Source organism: Cyclobacterium plantarum (assembly GCF_011290685.1).
In the GTDB taxonomy this organism is placed as follows: Bacteria; Bacteroidota; Bacteroidia; order Cytophagales; family Cyclobacteriaceae; genus Cyclobacterium; species Cyclobacterium plantarum.
The window spans coordinates 122,799-144,256 of the sequence record NZ_JAANYN010000007.1 but is presented as its reverse complement, the minus strand read 5'-3'; the positions used below and the strand labels follow the sequence as shown (position 1 = coordinate 144,256).

Annotated in this window: 14 protein-coding genes; 13 read left to right on the top strand and 1 reads right to left on the bottom strand. The window is 42.8% G+C overall.

The features are described from left to right. Nucleotides 1-10: 10 nt before the first annotated feature. The 10 genes from G9Q97_RS16765 (at nt 11) to G9Q97_RS16720 (ending at nt 14,729) form a co-directional block, all read left to right on the top strand. Nucleotides 11-2,830: a glycosyl hydrolase gene (locus G9Q97_RS16765; RefSeq protein ID WP_166148885.1), complete on the top strand. Its 2,820-nt coding sequence runs from the start codon at nt 11-13 to the stop codon at nt 2,828-2,830. 131 nt (nt 2,831-2,961) lie between these two features. Then, nucleotides 2,962-4,011, top strand: coding sequence for a GntR family transcriptional regulator (locus G9Q97_RS16760; RefSeq protein ID WP_166148883.1), 1,050 nt, complete (start codon nt 2,962-2,964; stop codon nt 4,009-4,011). 140 nt (nt 4,012-4,151) lie between these two features. Then, a complete protein-coding gene (locus G9Q97_RS16755) occupies nt 4,152-5,540 on the top strand; it encodes a purine-cytosine permease family protein (RefSeq protein WP_166148881.1) in 1,389 nt (462 codons plus the stop codon). Continuing rightward, nucleotides 5,537-5,725, top strand: a complete 189-nt coding sequence (locus tag G9Q97_RS16750; protein WP_166148879.1) for a hypothetical protein — start codon at nt 5,537-5,539, stop codon at nt 5,723-5,725. The genes G9Q97_RS16755 and G9Q97_RS16750 overlap by 4 nt, the downstream gene beginning before the upstream one ends. Before the next feature lie 156 nt (nt 5,726-5,881). Beyond that, nucleotides 5,882-9,832, top strand: a complete 3,951-nt coding sequence (locus G9Q97_RS16745; RefSeq protein ID WP_166148877.1) for a hypothetical protein — start codon at nt 5,882-5,884, stop codon at nt 9,830-9,832. 262 nt (nt 9,833-10,094) lie between these two features. Next, nucleotides 10,095-10,697: an RNA polymerase sigma factor gene (locus G9Q97_RS16740; protein ID WP_166148875.1), complete on the top strand. Its 603-nt coding sequence runs from the start codon at nt 10,095-10,097 to the stop codon at nt 10,695-10,697. Then, the gene (locus tag G9Q97_RS16735; protein WP_166148873.1) at nt 10,672-10,905 is read left to right on the top strand and encodes a hypothetical protein; all 234 of its coding nucleotides are present in this window, start codon (nt 10,672-10,674) and stop codon (nt 10,903-10,905) included. The genes G9Q97_RS16740 and G9Q97_RS16735 overlap by 26 nt, the downstream gene beginning before the upstream one ends. Before the next feature lie 131 nt (nt 10,906-11,036). Continuing rightward, nucleotides 11,037-11,726, top strand: a complete 690-nt coding sequence (gene nth / locus G9Q97_RS16730; protein ID WP_166148871.1) for an endonuclease III — start codon at nt 11,037-11,039, stop codon at nt 11,724-11,726. Between the two features lies 1 nt (nt 11,727). Then, entirely contained in the window at nt 11,728-13,521 is a 1,794-nt protein-coding gene (asnB, locus tag G9Q97_RS16725; RefSeq protein WP_166148869.1) for an asparagine synthase (glutamine-hydrolyzing), read from the top strand. Then, a complete protein-coding gene (locus G9Q97_RS16720) occupies nt 13,518-14,729 on the top strand; it encodes a glycosyltransferase family 4 protein (RefSeq protein ID WP_166148867.1) in 1,212 nt (403 codons plus the stop codon). Before asnB ends, G9Q97_RS16720 begins: the two co-directional genes overlap by 4 nt. On the opposite strand, the gene gldB is transcribed toward G9Q97_RS16720, so the two are convergent. Then, on the bottom strand, nt 14,709-15,710 hold the full coding sequence (gldB, locus tag G9Q97_RS16715; RefSeq protein WP_166148865.1) for a gliding motility lipoprotein GldB: 1,002 nt from the start codon (nt 15,708-15,710) through the stop codon (nt 14,709-14,711). The genes G9Q97_RS16720 and gldB overlap by 21 nt on opposite strands. A gap of 244 nt (nt 15,711-15,954) precedes the next feature. Between gldB and G9Q97_RS16710 the strand changes: the two genes are divergently transcribed. From G9Q97_RS16710 to G9Q97_RS16700, 3 genes are all read left to right on the top strand, one after another. Continuing rightward, nucleotides 15,955-17,313 carry a fasciclin domain-containing protein gene (locus tag G9Q97_RS16710; protein WP_222852014.1) on the top strand — a complete coding sequence of 453 codons (1,359 nt, stop codon included), beginning with the start codon at nt 15,955-15,957 and terminating at the stop codon, nt 17,311-17,313. A gap of 435 nt (nt 17,314-17,748) precedes the next feature. Beyond that, entirely contained in the window at nt 17,749-20,367 is a 2,619-nt protein-coding gene (locus G9Q97_RS16705; RefSeq protein ID WP_166148863.1) for an SLBB domain-containing protein, read from the top strand. Next, a complete protein-coding gene (locus G9Q97_RS16700) occupies nt 20,367-21,443 on the top strand; it encodes a GumC domain-containing protein (RefSeq protein ID WP_317168773.1) in 1,077 nt (358 codons plus the stop codon). The genes G9Q97_RS16705 and G9Q97_RS16700 overlap by 1 nt, the downstream gene beginning before the upstream one ends. Nucleotides 21,444-21,458: the final 15 nt, after the last annotated feature.

Genomic DNA, 21,458 nt, shown 5'->3' with positions numbered 1-21,458 from the left:
TCAGCATTTCATGAAAAAAAAACCAGAAATATCCCGATCTACCGGCATTTTATTGCTTCTTTTCTCTGGTTGCCTGGCAATCCTGTCTGCTTGTAGTCAACAACAGGATAAACCCAGCCAGGTAACCGCCGGGGAATGGCCGGAAGTAACCAAAACATCAAAACCATGGACTCGCTGGTGGTGGATGGGCAATGCGGTGGATAAGGAAAATCTGACGGGCTTGCTGGAAGAATACGAAGATGCGGGCCTGGGAGGGCTTGAAATAGCTCCGATATATGGGGCCAAGGGCTTTGAAGACCAATTTCTGGAATACCTTTCTCCGGAGTGGAAGGAAATGCTGCAGCATACTGTTGCCAAAGCGGATAGTTTGAACATGGGGATTGACCTGACCCAGGGTACAGGCTGGCCTTTTGGCGGACCCATGGTCAGTCCGGAACTGGCAGCTCAGCGAATGATCGTTCAAAGGTACAGGTATACCAATGGGCAAGGCCTGGACCGTCCCATCGTTCTGGAAGATAAAAGGGCCTCCCGATTTGAATATGAACTGCACACCTTAATGGCTTACCAAGATGGGAAAGTTGAAAACCTTAGCGAAAAACTTATTGATTCCCTTCGCCTGGACTGGGATGCCCCCGGGTCATGGGACCTTATTGCCGTCTTTCAGGCCCAGACGGGGCAAATGGTGAAAAGAGCAGCTCCGGGAGGAAAGGGCTTCACCCTCGATCACTATTCAGACAGCGCCGTACAACACTATCTGAACCATTTTGAAACGGCATTTAAAGGAGATTTCCCCGGCATCCGCTCGTTTTATAACGATAGTTTCGAAGTGTATGGGGCTGATTTCACTGCTGAATTTTTCAGGATTTTTGAACAAAAACGTGGCTATGACCTGAGGGAACACCTGCCGAAACTATTGGCTGAGGAGCCGGATGACATCAGCCGTCGTTTGAAATCTGATTACCGGGAGACCATCCATGACATGTTGCTGGAGAACTTTACCAAGCCCTGGACGGCCTGGGCTAATAGCCATGGTAAGGTGACCAAAAACCAGGCACATGGTTCCCCGGGGAATTTATTGGACCTCTATGCCGCTGTGGACATTCCTGAAGGTGAAACTTTTGGCTCCAGCTATTTCCTTATCCCCGGTATCCGAAGAGACAGTGCCGATATCAGGAATGTTGATCCAGATCCTATCATGCTGAAATTCGCCTCTTCGGCAGCGCATCTGACTGGGAAAAACCTTGTGTCCACCGAAACCTTTACCTGGCTGGGAGAGCATTTTAAGTCTGCCTTCTCGCAGGCCAAGCCAGAACTGGAGCAAGCCTTCCTGGCTGGCGTCAACCACATGTTTTACCATGGCCTTACCTATTCTCCCAAAGCCGTGGATTTTCCGGGTTGGTTGTTTTATGCTTCCCTGAATCTGAACACCCACAATAGCCTTTGGCCGCATTTCAAGGGTTTTAATGGATATATCCAAAGGGTGCAGTCTGTATTGCAGTCTGGTACACCTGATAATGAGCTGATGATGTACTGGCCGGTGTACGATATTTGGTCCGATCCGCAGGGATTGTCAAAAATGTTGACCGTCCATGGCATTGATGAATGGTTGCATCCCACTGCTTTTTACCAGGAATCCAAAATGCTCATGGAGAAGGGCTTTGGATTGGATTTTGTCTCTGATAGCATGATTGGGGGCTTACAGGTAGATGCTGGCCAGTTTTTGGCTGCCGGAGGAGACTACCGGTCCAGGGTTTTGATTGTCCCGGAGACAACCTACATGCCTGTAGCTACCCTGCAAAATGCCATTTCTCTGGCAAAAAAGGGAGGAACGGTAATCTTTCAAAAGCCACCTGAGACTGTTCCCGGATTCCATGATCATTCTTCCAGAGAGGAAGCCCTCGATGCACTTTGGTCGGGACTATCCTTTCAAGACAAGGTCTATGGGCAAGAGGCGGTGGAAGGTGAAGGGCAGGTGATTTTAGCTGAAAATATTTTTCAGGCATTGGAAGGACTGGGATTGCAAAGGGAGAGCCTGGTTGATGAAGGGCTCAAATTTCTGAGGAGGGATTTGAATGGCGAAAAATACTATTACCTGGTCAATCATTCTGGTGAATCTGTAAATAAATCCATAGACCTGCAATACGGCGGGAAGGCAGCTGTCTTAATGGATCCGGAGCAAGGGATCATTGGATTGGGCAGGAATGCTGAAACAGCTGGGAAAAGCTCGGTGCAGGTAAATTTAGATCCCGGGGAGTCCCTGATTGTCCATGTGCTCAATCGGGACCCAGGGAATATCCCGAACTGGAAGTATGATAGTAGCAAGCCGGAAATCGTCTCTATTAAAGGCCCCTGGCGTTTGGAATTTATACATGGTGGACCAGAACTGCCCGAAACGGTAACTCTGGATGAAATCAAGCCCTGGACTGAACTGGACGATCCCGCAGCTTCAGATTTTTCGGGACAGGCATTGTACGAAAATTCATTTAATCTGGAGCGGGTAGATGAAAATGCCAAATATGTTTTGAATTTGGGCCAGGTGTTGGAAAGTGCCCGGGTATGGATCAATGGAAAAGAAGTGGCTTATGCTTTTGGAGTGCCTTTTAAATTGGATATCAGCGAATTTGTTCAGAAAGGCAGCAACCAGCTGCGAATAGAAGTGGCCAACCTTATGGCAAACAGGATACGTTATCTGGACCAAAACAAAATTGTCTGGAGGAATTACCATGAGATAAATTTTGTAAATATCGATTATGGGCCATTTGATGCATCAGATTGGAAAACCATGCCCTCTGGTCTTCGCGGTCCGGTCAAACTTGAAATCCACCATTGATAAAATTTTTTGTGGTAAGCTTTACTAATTTCAATTAATTGAGTGTAAATGCGACAATTTAAAATTTTTAGTTAATTTTAGTCATAGCATTTGAAGCGGTAATTATTGGTAGCACAAAATAACCTGAACCCATGAATGAAGTAAAGACTCTTGTTCGTCTGGATGAAAATTCACGAATACCCAAATATCAGCAGATCGTCAATTCCATCATTGAAGACATAGAAAATGCCCATTTGCTGGTCGGGGATAAAATTCCTTCTATTAACGAAATCAGTGAAGAGCATTACCTTTCCAGGGATACAGTAGAAAAAGCCTACAACCAGCTGAAGGAGAAGAAAATTATCCTTTCCGTTAAAGGTAAAGGTTACTATGTGGCCAAAAATATATCCACATCCAGATTAAGCGTACTTTTTTTATTGAACAAGCTGAGTAACTATAAACTCAAAACCTATAATTCCTTTATCGACAGCATGGGGGCTGATGCGCAGGTGGATTTGCATATTTATCATTGTGACCCCAGATTACTGAAGAATATTTTAAATGAAAACATGGGAGCCTATGACTATTATGTGCTGATGCCCCATTTTAAAAGTGAGCATGAGGGGCATTACAATTTGGATGAGGAGGTGATGCGCTGTCTTAAAAAGATACCCAATGAAAAATTGATCATCATGGACAATCAAATCCCTCAATTGGGTGAAAGTGTGTCGGCCATCTATCAGGATTTTAAGAATGACATTTATAATGCGCTTTGTGAAGGTATTTTTCAATTGCAGCATTATGAAAAGCTCATGCTTGTTTACCCTTTGGAAACCGTTTACCCTTATCCCAAAGAAATACTCATGGGGTTTAAAAAATTCTGCCAGGATTTTGATTTTGATTTCGAAGTTTTGGAAACAGTGTATCCGGAAATGGAGCTCAGGCCAAAAGATGCCTTTGTGGTCATAGAGGAAAATGATCTCGTAAACCTCGTCAAACAGGTCAGAGAGCAACATTATGAATTGGGCAGGGAAATCGGAATTATATCCTATAACGACACCCCATTGAAAGAGCTTTTGGGTATCACAGTTATTTCCACTGATTTCAAGCTGATGGGAGAGACCGCGGCATACATGATCAAGAAAAATAAGAGGGAATCGGTTAAAAATGTTTTCAAATTCATCAACAGGGGATCAGTTTAGGCAGGCCAAATGGCGTGTCGATCAATCGTTGTTTTGAATTTTGGTTTCCTGTAAGGATAAACCTATTCCCGAAGTCAATGAATTACTATTATCTAAAATTCACTGAATCTCAATAAAAGCTTAATTACCCCACCTTATTTATGGAAAACAGAAAAAGTCTTGTAGCCCGTTTAAATGCAGTAAATGAATACGAGCAACAAGCTATACCTAATAACAAGCTTAAAGGCTGGCGGAGTTTTTTAGGAACTTATGCGGGGGAGCATACTGCTGGTACCGAATTCGTAATCGGGCCCTTGTTTGTAGCGCACGGGGCAAGTGCCATTGACCTGGTAACCGGGTTGATCCTGGGAAATATTCTGGCAGTGTTAAGCTGGGCATTTCTTACCGCAAAAATTGCCGTAAAGACCAGGGTTACGCTTTATTTTTTATTGGAAAAAATCGCAGGAAAGAAATTTACGCTGATCTATAACCTGGTAAATGCGGGTTTGTTTTGTTTTCTGGCAGGCTCCATGATTGCAGTGGCAGCTACGGCAGTAGGTATTCCTTTTGACATGACCATGCCACAGTTGACAGATATTTATCCCAACAACGTGGGTTGGGTGACCACGGTTTTTGCAGTGGGGGCAGTGACTACCGTCATAGCCATGTTCGGCTTTGATCAGGTATCCAAGTTTGCCATGGTGGCAGCTCCCTGGATGATCATGGTGTTTATAGCAGCTGCCCTGGCAGTTTTACCCAGGTTGGGTGTAACAGAAGTTGGCTCTTTCTGGTCAGTAGCAGAAAGTACTATTTGGACCGGTACTCCCTTAGAGGGTCAAAGTAAATTTGGTTTCTGGCACATCCTGTTCTTCGCCTGGTTTTGCAATATGGCCATGCATATCGGTATGGCGGATCTGTCCTTATTAAGGTATGCCAAAAAATGGCAGGTTGGTTTTTCCTCAGCTACTGGCGTCTTTTTGGGACATTTCATTGCCTGGATTGCTTCCGGGATATTGTACTCCTTGTTTTTGATCGAATCTGAAGGAAGTCTCACGTTTGCCCCGGGTCCTATCGCCTACAGTGCGGTAGGAGTGGCAGGAGCGATATGCGTCGTGATTGCAGGCTGGACTACCGCCAATCCTACCCTTTACCGGGCCGGTCTGGCAATACAGTCCATCAATCCTAAATGGAAAACCTGGAAAGTGACCCTATTCGTAGGCTTGTTTACCACTATTGCTGCCTGTTTCCCTGCCCTGGTCATGATGCTGCTGGAATTTGTAGCCCTGTACGGGTTGATCCTAATGCCGGTTGGAGCCGTGATTTTCATAGATGTTTACCTGCTGGAAAAAATTGGACTTCAATCCAACTATGCTGAAGCCAGGGGTACTTCCCTGAACTGGTCAGTGGCCCTGACCTGGTTGATTACTTTGGCTTTCTGTCTGCTACTGAATCTGGTCATGGGTATTGAAATATTTTTCCTGGGCCTCCCGGGATGGTTTGTTGCCGTACTGGTATATGTTGTTACCGCTAAAATTATTCAGAAAAAATGAAGCTGCTGATAAAAATTATTTCTTTTCTGGGCCTGGGCCTGAATATCATTCCTGCGATTCTAGTTTTTGGCACCTATATGTCTGCAGATACCTGTAAACTTCTGATGTTGATCGGAACGGTATTGTGGTTTGGTACTGCCCCCTCATGGATGAATAAAAAGGATGCGGATCCGGCCGGGGAATAAAACCCAATAAAATAGCCAATAAGCAGCAGGTTTTCTTCAAATATAAACCTGGTAAAAGAATAATCCCCCTTATTTCTGAACTGTTCAAAATTAAAGTTTTTATTGTAAGGTGTTTTCCTTAAATTGAAGCCATCAGGCAAATTAGGGTCCACCGATATGAAGTTCAAGGATTTACGCATTTGGATTTTGATTTTTGGGAGCATGTTGCTGATCGGTGCCTACCTTTATCAACACTCCAAAACCAATCAATCACAGCTTGAATCCCAGGGGATCAAAGCCATCTACCTGGCCAAGCATAATTTTATTGATGCTTTCTACAATTACCACGTTCAGTTGGAGGGGTACTTTAAAAGGAACTTTTATACCTGGGGTGGAGGACAGGGGCAAAGTGCTGCTGCTCAAATGGTAGGCCTGATTGATAGAAAACCGAAATTTGGAATAGAAAAAATTAAAAATCTCCAGGAGGACCCTTCCCAGGACAGGCAAATTTTTGCTCAGGATGGTATTTCCCTGGCAAAAAAGGATTCGGCCTTTCTGATTAAAGTAAAAGGGTTTCGGTTTTTTCTGGATGATACGACCCGGTCAGGAGACCTACCTGAATTGAATAATATTTTGCTTGCGGAAAAAATAGGAGAGGTATTGGGCCAAACATTTGAAAGGAATAGTTTGGTGGGTAGAGGATTTGAAGTAGACCATTCCGTTCCGGTTTATTCCCTCATGGAAAACAATATTCAAAGTTTATTTTTTGACAGGTTGTTTGTCCTGGATAGTACGGGTGCCGCCATTTACCCCAATGAGGTGGCGGGCCTTCCCGTCATTGATACGGATTCCCTGAAAGGAAAGCTAAATGTTGGAGAAAGGGAGCTTACCATCAGCATTTCCGGGGATGAATACCAGGGGTTTTTATCTCCCGCAGTGATAGGTAACCAGGTTTTTTATTTGCTGGGCACCAAGGAAAAATCTCAGTTTGAAAGTGTGGCGCTAAAGATCAACTTCAAGGTACTCAGTACATTTCTTACCCTGTTGTTATTGATTTTTGTCTCCATCCCCATCATCAGTATATTTAATCTGGGAGACGGAGATGTTCTGACAAAAAAAAGAGTGTTGGGCCTGGGCTTATCCTTGATTGTGGTGATGGTGATTTTGGGCTTTTTTTCGTTTTCTCTGGTTCAGAATTACCGGAGCCATATTCCTTCCGACCAGTACGTCCGGGATTTGAAATTTTCATTTTCCGAACAAATTGACAGTTTGAAATCGTCATTGGACCGGTTCAGAATTCATTTGGAAAGGGGCAGTATTGGCTCTGATACTGTAATTCAATCCCTGAACAGGAAAAATAATGTCAACGAATTTCTTGAATTTGATTTGAGGGGAAACATTCAGACCATGCTCATACCGGATACCACAGCCGTGGATGGTTCAATAGATTTTGGTGATTTCCCTTTTGTTTCCATTGCAAACAGGGATTATGTGCAAGCTCTTCCCGAATCCACGGAAAAGCATTTTATCAGTGCGCATTTTTCCAAATCTACTGGCAATCTGGAGGGGGTCATTAGCAAGCGGGCGGGTAGTCTGGGCTATGCATTGACCTTTAGCCTTGATTCCCTTTCCCCGAAAATCAGTCAAAACCAAAGGTTTTTTATTTTCAAGCCTGATGGAAAGGTACTCCTGAAAAGCCAAAAAGTTAATATTCCCATTAATTACCTGCAGGAAGGGGTGGGAGAACAAAAGTGGCAGGAAATCAGAACTTTGATGGGCAATAATCAAAATGCCGCCTATGAACATGTTTGGAAGACCCCCATTTATGTAAATGGCCATGAATATGAGGCTTTATTGAGTCGGATACCTTCGGGGCAATTTGTAGCTGAAAATTGGGTGTTGTACCTGGAAGATAAAAACCTGCAGCATACCTTGCATTCCCTGGCCTCCCTTGAAGCCATCACCGTATTTCTGCCCTATTTGTTGGTTTTGGTATTGCTTGGTCTTTTAACGCTAATCACCAATAAATCTAGTATTTACCTGGCCTTTGAGGACTTTTCCTTTGCCTGGTACAGCCCTTCCCCCGCTAAAAGAACCAAATTCATATGGTTGAATGTGATTTTGTTTTTTGATTTGATCCTCTTTGTGGGGGTGTATCTTTTTTTACCTTTGAGCATATTCAATATTTATCTTTGGTCTGCTCTTTTTGCCATTCAATCCGGAACCTGTAATTTTTTGATGTTATCTACTTCAGGAACTGGTGCTCAAAAGAAAAACATCAATGGGTTTTTGATCATGGTGACCTTGCTTTGGCTGATTTTGGCCTATCTGTTGGTTTTTTTGTCCCGAGGTAGCATTGAACCTTTTTATTTTTCACTTTCCATTCTTGTGCTTATCCTGATGGGATCCTTGCAGGTACTCTGTCATTACCTCTCCAATACAGGAAAATTTCCCAGGTTGGCACCGGATATGTGGTCCCCGGACAGTAAGATTGGAAAGGTGCATCGCTGGCTCAACGATTTTTGGAATAAGCTAACCGGTGTGCACGTGGATAAAAGGGTTTATGCCCTGAATTTTCTGCTGTGGTTGCTCATCATTGGCTTTTTACCAGGCTATTTTATTCACAGGCAAATATTTAATCAGGAAAAGTTTATTTGGGATCAAATCAGTAGCGAAGAAGAACGAGAAGTTCAGGGGAATAGTATCACTGATGCTTTTTATTTGGAATTGATTGGTATCCACGAGGAATTCAGAAGGACCAATTTTGGAAGGTTCTCCAATCAGGATGATGAGTTGATCAGGGATTTCATCGCCCCACCACATGAAGTACTGGTAAAAGCCTTTAAACGGCCACCGAATTTTGTTCTTGGTGAATTTTTTAAAAAAGGTTTTTTTGGAGAAATCCTAAAATCCAACTTGCTGCTTTTGCTTCCCTTGTTTCTGGTTTTGATTTGGCTTTTCCATATGATCATGAGGCTTGGCAATAAGATTTACCTTATCGATTACCACTTTGCCTATGGGTCGTCCTCCCTTCCACATGCTGCCAGGAAACAAAAATACAGCTTTATCATAGGGGTTGATGCCCTGCGGTCCAGGGCATGGATTTGCCATGAATTTGGTTTGACCTCAGAAGAACTGTTGTTCATTAATGCAGGGGAAGATTCCCTGGAAATGCCTGCCCCTGAGCCGCACCACAAGGGGGTAGTGTTAGAAAACCTGCATTGTCTGGGTAATGCGGAAGGGGTATTGCAGGCAATTTTGACTTTTCGGAAAAAATACTCCGGAAAAAGTCATTGCTTTTTTGTGACTTCCGGAAAACCTCTTCAGGAAATTTTAAGGGCAGATACCCCAAAGCAGCAACGTTTAATGATCACAGAGGTTTTTTCTGAATACCTGTTCCAGTATGTGCCATTGGATTTCCAAAATGAAGCCATTACCCTTCCCTATATTGAGCTGGAATGGGAGCTATTGGATATGGATGAAAGAAAGCATTTTAAGCACAGGGCGGAAAGTGTTTTGTTCAATGATCCAAAGACATTGGAACTGGCAACTGAAATAGCCTATGGTCCGAATGCGCATGCCATGGCCTCACTAATTACGGAAGAGTTGTCGCGTGATCCATTGGAACAGCCTTTGTCTCTGGAAAGATATGAAAAGTGTATCCTTTCAATCCAAAGATATAATAAGGCCTATTTTTTAAATATTTGGGCAGAATTAAGCCTTAAGGAAAGGAAAATGGTTTACAACTATGCAACTGAGGGATTTATCAATTTTTTTAACAGGGAAACCATGACGGCCCTGATCCAAAAAGGTATTATCAAGATGAATACCGGAAGGGACGGTTTAGTGCTTTTTTCCAAGAGCTTTAGAAACTTTGTATGCCTGTTTGTAAGTGAAGAAGACCTGTCCAGGTTCAAGCAAGATGAAAGAAAGTCTGGCAATGCAAAAATGATTCAGGCAGCAGTTTTTAGTTTTGTATTGATTTGTATTGCATTGATTAGTTTTTACGACCCGAATATTTTGAACGAGACATCTGCCTATATTAGTGGTATTTTGGGCTTGGTAGGTACGGTTTATAGTATTTTGGCGAAAGGATTCACCAAGGTGCCAGATTTAGACAATTCCTAAATGGCTAAAATAACAATATTGGTATTGTAATTGTTGTATTTTATCATGTGGCATAAAAGATCAGTATTGTATTTGGTTAAAAATTTAACAAAAAGTATAATCTTCTGACCTCCTTTTTTTAGGATGCTATTTATTATAAAAAAATACAAAATAGATTGCGTTGTTTTATCCTATTATATACATTTGAAAACACAAGAAACATTAATCGACCGTAAAAGCCACAATATGGGATAAAACTCTACGTTATTTAAACATCAGTTTTATGAGCAAAAGGGTAGGACCTAAAGACAGTGAATTGATTTCACAGTATAGAAATGGAAGTGAAGTGGCCTTTGAAAGGTTAGTTGATAAATACAAGACCAAAGTATATACAACCATATTGATGATAGTGAAGGAGCAAGGCGTGGCTGAGGATCTATTGCAAGATGTATTTGTAAAAGTTGTTCAGACACTCAATTCTGACAGGTACAATGAGGAAGGGAAGTTTCAACCTTGGTTGATGCGGATTGCTCACAACCTGGCCATTGATCATTTCAGGAAAATGAGACGCTATCCCACAGTAGTGATGGAAGATGGATCGAATGTTTTCAATACCATGCATTTTGCTGAACAAAATGTGGAAGACATGAAGGTCAGGGATGAAACTTACGAATTGGTCAGACAATTAATTGATGAATTGCCGGAAAGTCAGAAGCAGGTACTGATCATGAGGCATTACATGGATTTAAGTTTCCAGGAAATTGCTGAGCAGACGGGAGTGAGTATCAATACAGCTTTGGGAAGGATGCGCTATGCGCTTATCAATCTAAGAAAGAAACTTAAACAAATAAATATCGCCTATGACCAAATCTTTTACCCAAAGTGAGCTGATAAGATTTATTTATCAGGAAATGACGGAGGAAGAGAATGAAACATTGATGCAATCTTTAAAAAAAGACCCCTTACTGATGCAGGAATACATTGACCTGCTAAGTACTGTAGAAAAACTGGATCAATTGCTTCTTGAACCCTCTGAGAGCATTGTTTACGCCATTAAAAAAAGGGCCCGGTCCCGTGGACTGGAAAAAGTTTAACACCAACAAAAAACTTATTCCACCTACCGTTAGCAGCTAACGGTAGGTTTTTTTATGAAGAAAATCTCCTCACAACCGCTGATTGATTTCGTTTCTGGATATTTAGAAAGAAAAATTTATTTTAAGCTAATATGTTAATAAAAGATAGGTATAAGGCTTTCGTTGATCATTTTTCTGAAAACATGCCGGTTGCAGAGACAGAACTCCATTACGAATCGCCCTATCAGCTCCTTCTTGCAGTGGTATTGAGTGCCCAATGCACGGATAAGCGGATCAACATGGTTACTCCTGCCCTATTCAGGGATTTTCCCAGCCCGGCCCATCTTGCAGCCAGTGACTTTGATCAATTGTTTCCCTATATCCGTTCCGTCTCCTACCCGAATAACAAAACCAAACACCTGTTGGGCCTGGGAAAGATGCTTGTGGAAGAATTTGACGGGGAGGTTCCGTCCACCGTACCGGAATTGATGAAATTACCGGGTGTGGGTAGGAAAACAGCCAATGTCATCACCAGTGTGATCTGGAACCAGCCCAATATGGCAGTGGATACGCATGTTTTCAGGGTATCCAAAAGATTGGGGCTGGTACCACAGCGTGCTAAAACCCCTCTGGAAGTAGAAAAAAACCTGATCAGGCACCTTCCGAAAGAAGTCATACACCAGGCGCATCATTGGCTGATCCTTCATGGACGATATGTATGCCTGGCCAGAAAACCAAAGTGCCAGGAATGTTCCATTACGTTCATTTGCCGGTATTTCGAAAAAAACAGGGTCCAAACAGACCTGGAAGTAATCACCAAAAACAAAACCAAAGGTACCTGACATGTGTGGCGTACACCTTTTGGTGAGTACTTCCGGTAAAAACGAAGATCACATTACTGCCATGATGCAGGCATGCCAACACAGGGGGCCTGACCATTCCTCCTGGGAAAAAGTTGCAGCTGGGGTCTACCTGGCAGCAAACAGGCTAAAAACCCTGGATCTACGGGAAGAGGCCAACCAACCCCTTTTCCATAAAGAAAGCGGCGCATTCCTTTCCTGGAATGGTTTTTTATACAATTACCAGGATTTAAGAAATCAACTGATCCAAGAAGGGGTGAAATTCAAAAGTACTTCTGATGGGGAAGTCTTGTTGGAATGGTTACTCAAAAAAGGAAAGGATGGGGTAAAACTGGTTCAGGGCATGTATGCCTTCGCTTTTGTGCATGAAAACAAGGTTTTATTGGGTAGAGACCCTCTTGGAATGAAGTCCCTGTATTTTGCCAGGAACGAATACAGCCTGGTCTGTTCCTCAGAATGCCGCTGTCTGCTGGCATCGGGTCTTTTTCCTAAGAAAATCGATAAATATCAGGTTCTGCCCTATTTCTACCTGCGACATGCTATGCCCCGGCATTCCTTTTATTCCGGGATTGAAGAGCTGGCAGCAGGGGAGTTGAGGGAATTCGATTTGGATGCCGGTCAAACCCGGTCAAAACACATTGATTTGCTTGTTTCAGATCAAAAACCAGCGCTAAATGTCAACTCCTTTGAAGAAGTTTTGACCGATGCGGTATTGAAGCATTTTCATGCAGATGTGCCGGTGGGTTTGATCCTGAGTGGCGGTGCCGACAGTACCCTATTGTACCATCTATGGTATAAGGAAACGGGCACTTCATTACCTACCTTTACGGTTGGTTTTGAATATCCTTACAATAGAAAATACAAGGATCCTGAGTTTGCTTCATTGCTGGCCAGAAAATTTGGTGGGCTGCATCATGAGGTTAGGATTTCGCCGGAATGGTTTTTGGAAAACTGGCCGGAATATATCCGTACACTGGATCAGCCAGTAGGCGATAGTGCGGGCTTTCTCACATGGGCTGTTGCCAAAAAAGCCCGGGAATCAGTAAAAATTCTGATTAGTGGGGTAGGGGCAGATGAGCTTTTTTCGGGTTATAACCGGCACATTGCCTTCAGGAAATTCCTGAAACACCCCGATTTTTGGCTATTTGCAGCTTCCCTTCTCAGCCGTGTACCTGTTTGGGGTAGGGGCAGGAAAAAGTTTTTATCTTCCATAGAGGATACAGCCCAAAGGACTTTCATGAACTTTGCTGCTCTGAATCCACTTCCTGATGCATTGGCAGGGGTCCTTGACCCTTTCTATCCAGTGGGGAAGGATCATTTTAAAAATGCATTGGAATGGGACAGAAAGATTTATCTGGTGCAGGATTTGTTGAAAATTCATGACAATGCCTGTATGTCCCAAGGCATTGAAGGGAGGGCACCGTTTTTGGATTGGCAAGTGGTGGATTTTAGTAACAGATTAAGTGAACAGGAATTATTGCAAACAACATCCAAATTTTGGATCAAATCTATCCTGAAAAAAAATGGCCTGGAAAAGTTTGCCAATCGGAGGAAACTTGGCTTTGGCTTGCCCCTTATAGAATGGCTTACCAGGCATCCTGAATTCAGGAATAGTGTCTTGTCCGCAATAAGGGAATTTGGCCAGTTTCATTCGGAACTGGTACCGTTGGAGTGGCGGGACCTTGTCAAAAAGCCTGAAAATTATATAGCAGAACATTTTTTACTTTTATTCAATGTCTTTTTATTGTCCGGATGGATGAAAGCCAACCGATTATGAGGATTATTTATATTCATCAGTATTACCTTACCCCAGGTCAGGGAGGAGCAATCAGATCTTACCATTTGACCCAGGGCATGTCTGCTGAAGGGTTGACAGTAGAGGTGATTACGGCTTATAATGGGAAGAATTATGGTATTCGCTGGGATGGAAAGGTAAAAGTTCACCTTTTGCCCGTTTCCTACGACAATAAGTTCAATACTTTACAAAGGCTATGGTCCTTTTATTCCTTTGTCAGGCAAGCCAAAAGCTTAATCAAAAAGGAGGATTTGCCGGATTTGTTTTACATCACTTCTACGCCCCTGTCTACAGGGGAAATAGGCATTTGGGCAAGGAAAAAGTGGAGTATTCCCTTTGTATTTGAGGTTAGAGACCTCTGGCCTGAAGCTCCGGTTCAGGTGAAGCAAATTCAGAATCGTTTATTGAAAAAGTGGCTCTATGGCCTGGAATATAAAATCTACCGGAAAGCAAGAGGGATAGTGGCGCTATCTCCTGGTATTCAAGACTATGTCAAAAAACTAGTTCCTGAGAAAAGTGTGGAAATGGTACCAAACTTTTCGGATACGGATTTTTTCAGCAGAAAAGAAATGGAAACGCAAAGCAGGGATTTTGTAAGCCAACCATTGACCCTCATCTATGCAGGTGCTATTGGGCAGGTAAATGGGCTTTACCAGTATTTGGAATTGGCCGCTGCGGCAACAAAACACCGTAAAAACTGGCGGTTTCAGTTAATGGGAAAAGGAAATCAACTGGAGGCTTTGAAAAGAGACGCGAAAGCAAATGCACTCGACCGGGTGGAATTCCTCCCTTTTGGAGATAAAGCTGAGGTGAGAGAGCGCATGAAAAAAGCAGATTTTGCCTACATTTCCTTTTTGCCCCTCAAGGTGCTGGAACTTAGTAGTCCCAACAAATTTTTTGATGCCCTGGCCATGGGTTTGCCTGTAGTGGTGAATTTCAAGGGTTGGATTTGGGAAATGATTGAAGGGAATGGTATAGGTTTTTACCATGACTGCTTCAATCACGAATCGTTGATAGGTTCACTTGAAAACCTGGAGAATTCTCCTCAATTGATGAATGAAATGAACCTAAAGGCCAGGAAGCTGGCCGAAGAGCGTTTTGATAAGCATCTCATGATTTCCCGGATATTGAAAATAGTGAAGGGACTTGGAAATCCTTCAGGCTCAACATCACCGGGGCTTGTACCCTGACTTGCTGAAAATCTCCCGGGCATCGTCTTGCTCCATTAGTTCCTGAAGACTGAGATCATTGTTGATCAGGTAATCATCCACGATGTTCCAACCCAGCCATCTGCCGATTCTTCCGGGTGCATCCGGACTGATCACATCGGTAAAAGGGGCCTCACCAGTATACCTTCGGATCTCAAAGGGATTGGTTTCATAGAGCAATTCATTTTCTATAAAATGCCCCCAAATCATCTCCTCGTTGGCATAACTGCCAAGTATTTCCTTAGTTTCATAGCCGATAATGTATTCATCTGGCGTGCAGGGGAGGATGGTTTTGGTAAAATGATAGGCTTTTCCATAAAATATCATTTCTGCCAAAAGCGTCCTGTCTTTCACATCGATATGATTGAACTGAGAGGAAAGAGCAGTGACTATTGTTGGGACAAGGTGCTGTTCGTTGTATCTTTTTAAGATGTAATAGGGAAGGTCTACAGGTTGAAAAGGATGATCTTCCGGAAGAAAATAGTCCAGACCAATGACAATGATGTCCTCATTGATGATCAGGTCACTGCCAAAACCGGTTACAAAGGTATATACTTGTGGGATTTTAAAGTCAGGGTAATGGTGTTTGATTCCCCGAAAGGCATTTTCCAAAGACTCCTCAATATTTTCGATATTGTCAAAATGTACCTTTACCTCCTGATATAAATCTTGCATGCCACTGTCTCCATGTATCTTGAGCAACTCATCTACCATTTGGTCCTGATTTTGGAATCCCATATTATCAAACATGGCCGCAGAGAACTCAGGATATTTTTCCTGGTTGTAGAGTAGCTTTTCCCGGGTTAACTCCTCAAAATACAAATCCTCCATCCTCACAATCTCCAAATCAACCGGGATTTTTAAATATGCTTCCGGCAATTCGCAGGTGTCCTTAGTTCGGTTGCAGCTGATAATAGCCAATACGGAGAAGAAGGTTAATGCAGGGAGTGTTATTTTTTTCATGCAAACAAAGGTAGGTTTAAAGACCAGAAATTTAATCATTTTATGCACTATGATCAGTAAACGTTCTTTCCCTCCTGAAGGATATAGCGTAGTCTTTTTACTTAACTGTATATACAGATAAATAAACCCAAATAATCATGTCGTTTGTTAACCAAAATATATCATTCATACCAAAATGTATAACTATCAGGCTTAGGATCAGTTGTGTTCATGTTTTTAATTTATAACTAAACCAATATTTACTATGGAAATCACATTGCTCAAAAGAAAATTAATGTTGCCCCTGCTAATGGTAGTAGGAGTACTTTTCGCTGTAAGTTGTTCGGATGATGATCCTACACCTGAGCCGCCTGAAGAAGAAGATATCATTGATCTGGCTTCGGGTAATAACCAATTCTCTACATTGGTAGCCGCCATACAAAGGGCAGATCTGGTAGATGATTTGAGAGCTGCAGGACCTTTTACGGTTTTTGCACCTACCAATCAAGCCTTTACAGATGCTGGGATCACAGATGTGAATGATGTACCTGTCGAAGATCTGCGTGATATTTTATTGTATCACGTGGTAAGTGGAAGGGTTTTATCCTCCCAGGTGAGTACAGGAGAAGTACCTACTTTATTGGAAGGGGAAAGCTTGAATTTTATGGTTTCTGATGGAACTATCACTATCAATGAAGATATCGAGGTAACTACCGGTGATTTAAATGCTTCCAATGGCGTGATTCATGTAATCGATGGGGTGTTGATGCCAGAAGAAGAAAGCAATACCATTGCTGATATCGTAATGGGAAATGATAATTTCTCCACCTTACTGGCGGCTGTTTTGGAAGCAGAACTTGACGCTGCCTTGTTGGAGCAAGGTCCATTTACGGTATTTGCACCTACGGATGCTGCTTTTGAAGCGTATTTGACTGCTAATGGGTTGACAGCAGAAGACTTACTGGCTTCTCCCGACTTGGCTTCTATCTTGACGTATCATGTTGTAGAAGGTGAAGTTCCTGCCTCGGCTGTAGAAGCTGGAAGTGTTACCGCTTTGAATGAATCGTCATTTTATGTTAGCGTGGATCCTGATGACAACGTGTGGATCAACGGTAACGCCCAGGTTGTAGAAACGGATATTATGGCTGACAATGGTATTATTCACGTATTGGATTATGTGATTACACCACCTACCCAATCCATTGCTGAAATAGCTGTAGGTTATACTACAGCAGAAACTCCTGAATTCACGCAATTGGTAGGTGCGCTTACCAGAGCAAATCTTGTAGATGCAGTCAGTGGAGGAGTTGATGACAATTTAACGGTCTTCGCCCCTACAGATGCGGCATTCGAAGCTTTATATGAGGCTCTTGAGGTTGACGGATACGAAGACATTCCTCTGGAGACATTAACAGATGTGCTTACCTACCACGTTGTACCAGCCAGAGCTTTTTCTCAGGATTTGAGAGAAGGAGCCATGTTGCCCACCTTACTTGAGGGTGAAGAATTGATCGTAAATCTGGCCGATCTTCAAATCAATGAATCAGGTCTTGTTCCTGAATTGCTGAATGTACACGCAACAAACGGTGTGATCCATGTGATTGATGAGGTTTTAGTTCCTTAAATTTTATATTGGGTTTTTTTAGAAAAAGCAGGTTCTTCCGGGAACCTGTTTTTTTTTGCCTTTGAATTGAAATTCAGGGTGGTATTTTTTTTTAATCAGGCTTATATTGTTTGGGTTGGTTATGGCCTGTCCCTTATCGGGAAAGATTTATTTTGTAATAAAATCAGGCAGCATTGATATTTGGCTGTAATAACGAAATGGTGAAGCTAAAATCTCTAAAGTATTGGTTGATGCTGTCCCTGAACCTCAAGATCAGACTGCAATAGAATTTATCATGCATATTTCGGGTTTAATACCCAAACTTCGGTTCCAGAAAGAAAGTAATAATTATCTTTACGCTTGCTTTGGGGATTTTTTCAATCCAACCAACTGGCCCTTGTTGATTAGATTGTGGGTGAGGTGGCGAAGCTGTGCAAAAACGATAAAATCACTGGTATGATTTCAAGTAGACTTTTGAACCTGAATTTGTTGCTCATTATAGGAATGCTTTCATTCCTTCCCTTCAATTTGGGAGCTCAGTCCCTGGGAGATATTTCCTCCATTAAAGTCGATGATTTATCGGACCAGCAAATTCAGGTTTTAATGGAAAGAGCCACAGAAGCAGGCCTCTCAGAAGCAGAATTACTTCAAATGGCACAACTCAGGGGTGTGCCGGCATCAGAAATTGACAAGTTAAAAGAACGCCTCCAAGGAATGGTGATTGGTTTGCAAGGAGGACAGAAATCAGGTACGGCACCAAACAAAAGAAGCCCCAGAAGGCAAATAGGGTTTAACGAAATTACTCAGGGGATCATCCCGCAAGAAAGTGAATTGGATGCGACTCCACCAGAAACAGAGCCCATTTTTGGCTTGGATATTTTTTACAATAAGGAAAGAAGGCTCACATTCGAACCCAATTTGAACATGGCCACTCCCCGAAATTATATTTTGGGTCCGGGAGATGAATTGTATGTGGACGTTTATGGCCAATCTGAGCAATTTTATAAGGCATCAGTGACTCCTGAAGGCCAGGTAATTTTAGAAAATATAGGACCTATTAATGTATCGGGCCTTTCTCTTGATGAAGCAACAGCTGTCATAAAGAACCGGCTTTCAGTTTTTTATACCGGATTAAGAGGTAGTAACCCCAATACTTTTTTACAGGTGAATTTGGGAAATGTAAGAACCATCAAAGTGAATATGGTAGGGGAGGTTCGGCTGCCCGGTACTTTTACCCTCAGTGCTTTCAGTACTGTTTTCAATGCATTGTATGCTGCGGGTGGCCCGAATAGAAACGGAACCTTAAGAGAAATAAAATTGATCCGTCAAAATAAGGAAATTGCAGAAATTGACATATACGATTTCCTAATCAATGGAGATCCCAGCTTAAATGTACCCCTTCAGGATCAGGACGTAATATTGGTTCAGCCCTATTTAGAGCGGGTTAAGGTAGAAGGAGCCGTCAAACGTCCTAAAATTTTTGAGATTAAGCCGGACGAAACCTTTGCCAATATTCTCACTTATGCCGGGGGATTTACGGATAATGCTTATCGGGAAAGGGTAAACGTAACCCGGCTCACGGATAAGGAGAAGGCGGTTTCAGACATTTTTAATGAACAGTTTTCTCTATTTTTAGCAAAAGGAGGGGACCGGTATAAAGTAGGTGAAGTCCTGGACAGGTATACCAATAGGGTACAGGTAAAGGGGTCTGTATACAGACCAGGCAGTTATGCCTATGAGGAAGGGCTTACCCTCACAGGATTGATCAAAAAAGCGGAGGGGCTTAGCGGAGAAGCTTACAGGAAGCGAATAAATATCGTGAGAACAAATGAAGACCTGACAACCAACATGTTACAGGTGGACCTGAATGCCATTGAGACCGGAATCTCTCCGGATATTCCCCTCAGGAAGGAGGATGTGGTACATGTCCCATCTATTTATCAATTGAGTGAGGAGTTTTATGTTAAGGTTTCTGGGGAAGTACTGTATCCCGGGACTTATCCTTACTCCCGTGAAATGACATCTGAAGATCTTATTTTAATGGCTGGCGGACTAAAAGAGGCCGCATCAGTCGGAAATATTGAAATAGCCAGAAGGACTGCTGACCAGGATGGAAAGGAATTTGCCCGGATTATTCCTGTGCCCGTCAGACAGGACCTTGCACTTTCGGAAAATCCCATAGGGTTAATGCCTTTTGACCATTTAACCGTCAGGCGGAAAACAAATTTTAGTCTGGAAAGGATGGCCAGTATAGAAGGTCAGGTAAACGCTCCGGGGACCTTTGCCATCAAAGATGCTGAGGAGCGCATATCTGACCTGATTGAAAGGGCGGGGGGGTTAACAGCTTTTGCCTACCCCAAAGGTGCCACGCTCATTCGACGCACTGAATTTTACCAGACAGCATCGGAAAACATAAGAAAGGAAAGAAACTTGCTGAATCTCCTGGAAAGATTGAACCGGGGAAATGAGGAACCAACAGAATCACAAAAACAAATGATCGATCGGATCAATGCCTACCTTTTTGGAGAAAAGGATTCCACCCAAAATGAAATGGAAGAAAGTGTCATCAATGCGAGAAGGACCCTTTTAAATGAAATATCAGCCTCCCGGGAAGAAATAGATCCCATCAAAATAAAAGAAACTGAAGCCATCGCCATAGACCTGGAAGAAATTATAAGGAACCCCGATTCAAAATTCGATCTCATCCTGGAGGAAGGGGATATTTTAAGTGTTCCGAGACAGCTACAGACCGTCCGTTTAAGGGGTGACGTGATTTATCCCACTACTGTCCGACACGAAGATTTTCGCGGATTGCCCTATTATATTGACAGGGCAGGGGGCTTTGACAGTCGGGCCAAAAGGAAAAGGACCTACGTGGTCTATGCCAACGGAGAGGTGGCCAGGACAAAAAACTATTTGTTTTTTAACATTTATCCCTCGGTGGAACCGGGATCCGAAATCATTGTTCCTACTAAAGGCCCCAGGATACCCGTCCGGCCAGGCGATTTGGTAGGACTGACAACAGGCCTGGCCACCATAGCATTGGTCATCACTCAGATCCTAAACAGCAATTGATGATGCAGGAGAACCCCCACATTTTGGATGATAAAATTACCTTCAGGGAACTTGTGATCAGGCTACGTCAATGGTTGATGGTGTTTATCCGTCATTACAGAACCTTCCTTGTTTTTGTTTTGATTGGTATAATGCTGGGCTTGCTTGTTGCCCTCGTAAAAAAGCCAGTTTACCATGCCGATACCACATTTGTACTGGAACAGTCAGATATGGCTGGTTTGGGAAATATTTCGGGAATTGCCTCTATGCTGGGTTTAAACCTTGGTTCAATTGGCTCTGAAAGCGGGCTCTTTAAAGGGGATAATATTATGGAACTGTACCGCTCGGACGCCATGTTGTCCAATACCCTGCTGGCAGCCTTTGATACCAGCGCAGGAGGGCAGTTGCTGGTGGAAAGGTTTATTAGTTTTCATGAACTGGATGAAAAGTGGGAAAAAGAAGTGGATTTTGATGCCCTGGACTTTTCTCTGAATAGAGAAGATTTTTCCATACAGCAGGATAGTGTGCTCAGAGAAGTGGTGAAATTGATCCGAAAGGAAAACCTGATGGTGGATAAACCCGACCGCAAGCTGAATATCATCAAAGTTACCATTTCCTCAAAGGACCAGCCTTTTGCAAAGGTGTTTAATGAAAATCTGGTAGAAACAGTGAATGATTTTTACCTGAGAACGAAGACAAAAAAGACGGCGGAAAACTTACGGGTACTTCAAAACCAGGCAGATAGTGTCAGAACAGTTCTTGATGATAAAATTAAGGACCTGGCCCGGTTTCAGGATAATGTGCCCAATCCAAACCCCCTGCTTCAGGAAGGAATGGTTGTCTCAAAGCAACTGCAAATTGATATACAGGCTGCTGCGGCAGTATATGAAGAGGTAGTGAAAAACCTGGAAATAGCCAAAATCAACCACAGAAATAACACGCCATTGATCCAGATCATAGACAAGCCCCGTTATCCACTTGAGCAGTCAGAAATTAAAATACTGACCGGTATTGTTCTGGGAGCGGTATTCTTTTTTATTTTGGCTTTAGTCTGGGTTTATTTAAAAACGATGTATTTCAGGCATTTGAAGCAATAAGATTGCCTTTTTTCT

Coding starts and splice junctions, on each gene's coding strand:
- G9Q97_RS16760 (WP_166148883.1), top strand. CDS start 2,962: ATGAATGAAGTAAAGACTCTTGTTCGTCTGGATGAAAATTCACGAATA.
- G9Q97_RS16765 (WP_166148885.1), top strand. CDS start 11: ATGAAAAAAAAACCAGAAATATCCCGATCTACCGGCATTTTATTGCTT.
- G9Q97_RS16700 (WP_317168773.1), top strand. CDS start 20,367: ATGATGCAGGAGAACCCCCACATTTTGGATGATAAAATTACCTTCAGG.
- G9Q97_RS16710 (WP_222852014.1), top strand. CDS start 15,955: ATGGAAATCACATTGCTCAAAAGAAAATTAATGTTGCCCCTGCTAATG.
- G9Q97_RS16745 (WP_166148877.1), top strand. CDS start 5,882: ATGAAGTTCAAGGATTTACGCATTTGGATTTTGATTTTTGGGAGCATG.
- G9Q97_RS16755 (WP_166148881.1), top strand. CDS start 4,152: ATGGAAAACAGAAAAAGTCTTGTAGCCCGTTTAAATGCAGTAAATGAA.
- G9Q97_RS16740 (WP_166148875.1), top strand. CDS start 10,095: ATGAGCAAAAGGGTAGGACCTAAAGACAGTGAATTGATTTCACAGTAT.
- G9Q97_RS16705 (WP_166148863.1), top strand. CDS start 17,749: ATGATTTCAAGTAGACTTTTGAACCTGAATTTGTTGCTCATTATAGGA.
- G9Q97_RS16735 (WP_166148873.1), top strand. CDS start 10,672: ATGACCAAATCTTTTACCCAAAGTGAGCTGATAAGATTTATTTATCAG.
- gldB (WP_166148865.1), bottom strand. CDS start 15,710: ATGAAAAAAATAACACTCCCTGCATTAACCTTCTTCTCCGTATTGGCT.
- G9Q97_RS16720 (WP_166148867.1), top strand. CDS start 13,518: ATGAGGATTATTTATATTCATCAGTATTACCTTACCCCAGGTCAGGGA.
- asnB (WP_166148869.1), top strand. CDS start 11,728: ATGTGTGGCGTACACCTTTTGGTGAGTACTTCCGGTAAAAACGAAGAT.
- G9Q97_RS16750 (WP_166148879.1), top strand. CDS start 5,537: ATGAAGCTGCTGATAAAAATTATTTCTTTTCTGGGCCTGGGCCTGAAT.
- nth (WP_166148871.1), top strand. CDS start 11,037: ATGTTAATAAAAGATAGGTATAAGGCTTTCGTTGATCATTTTTCTGAA.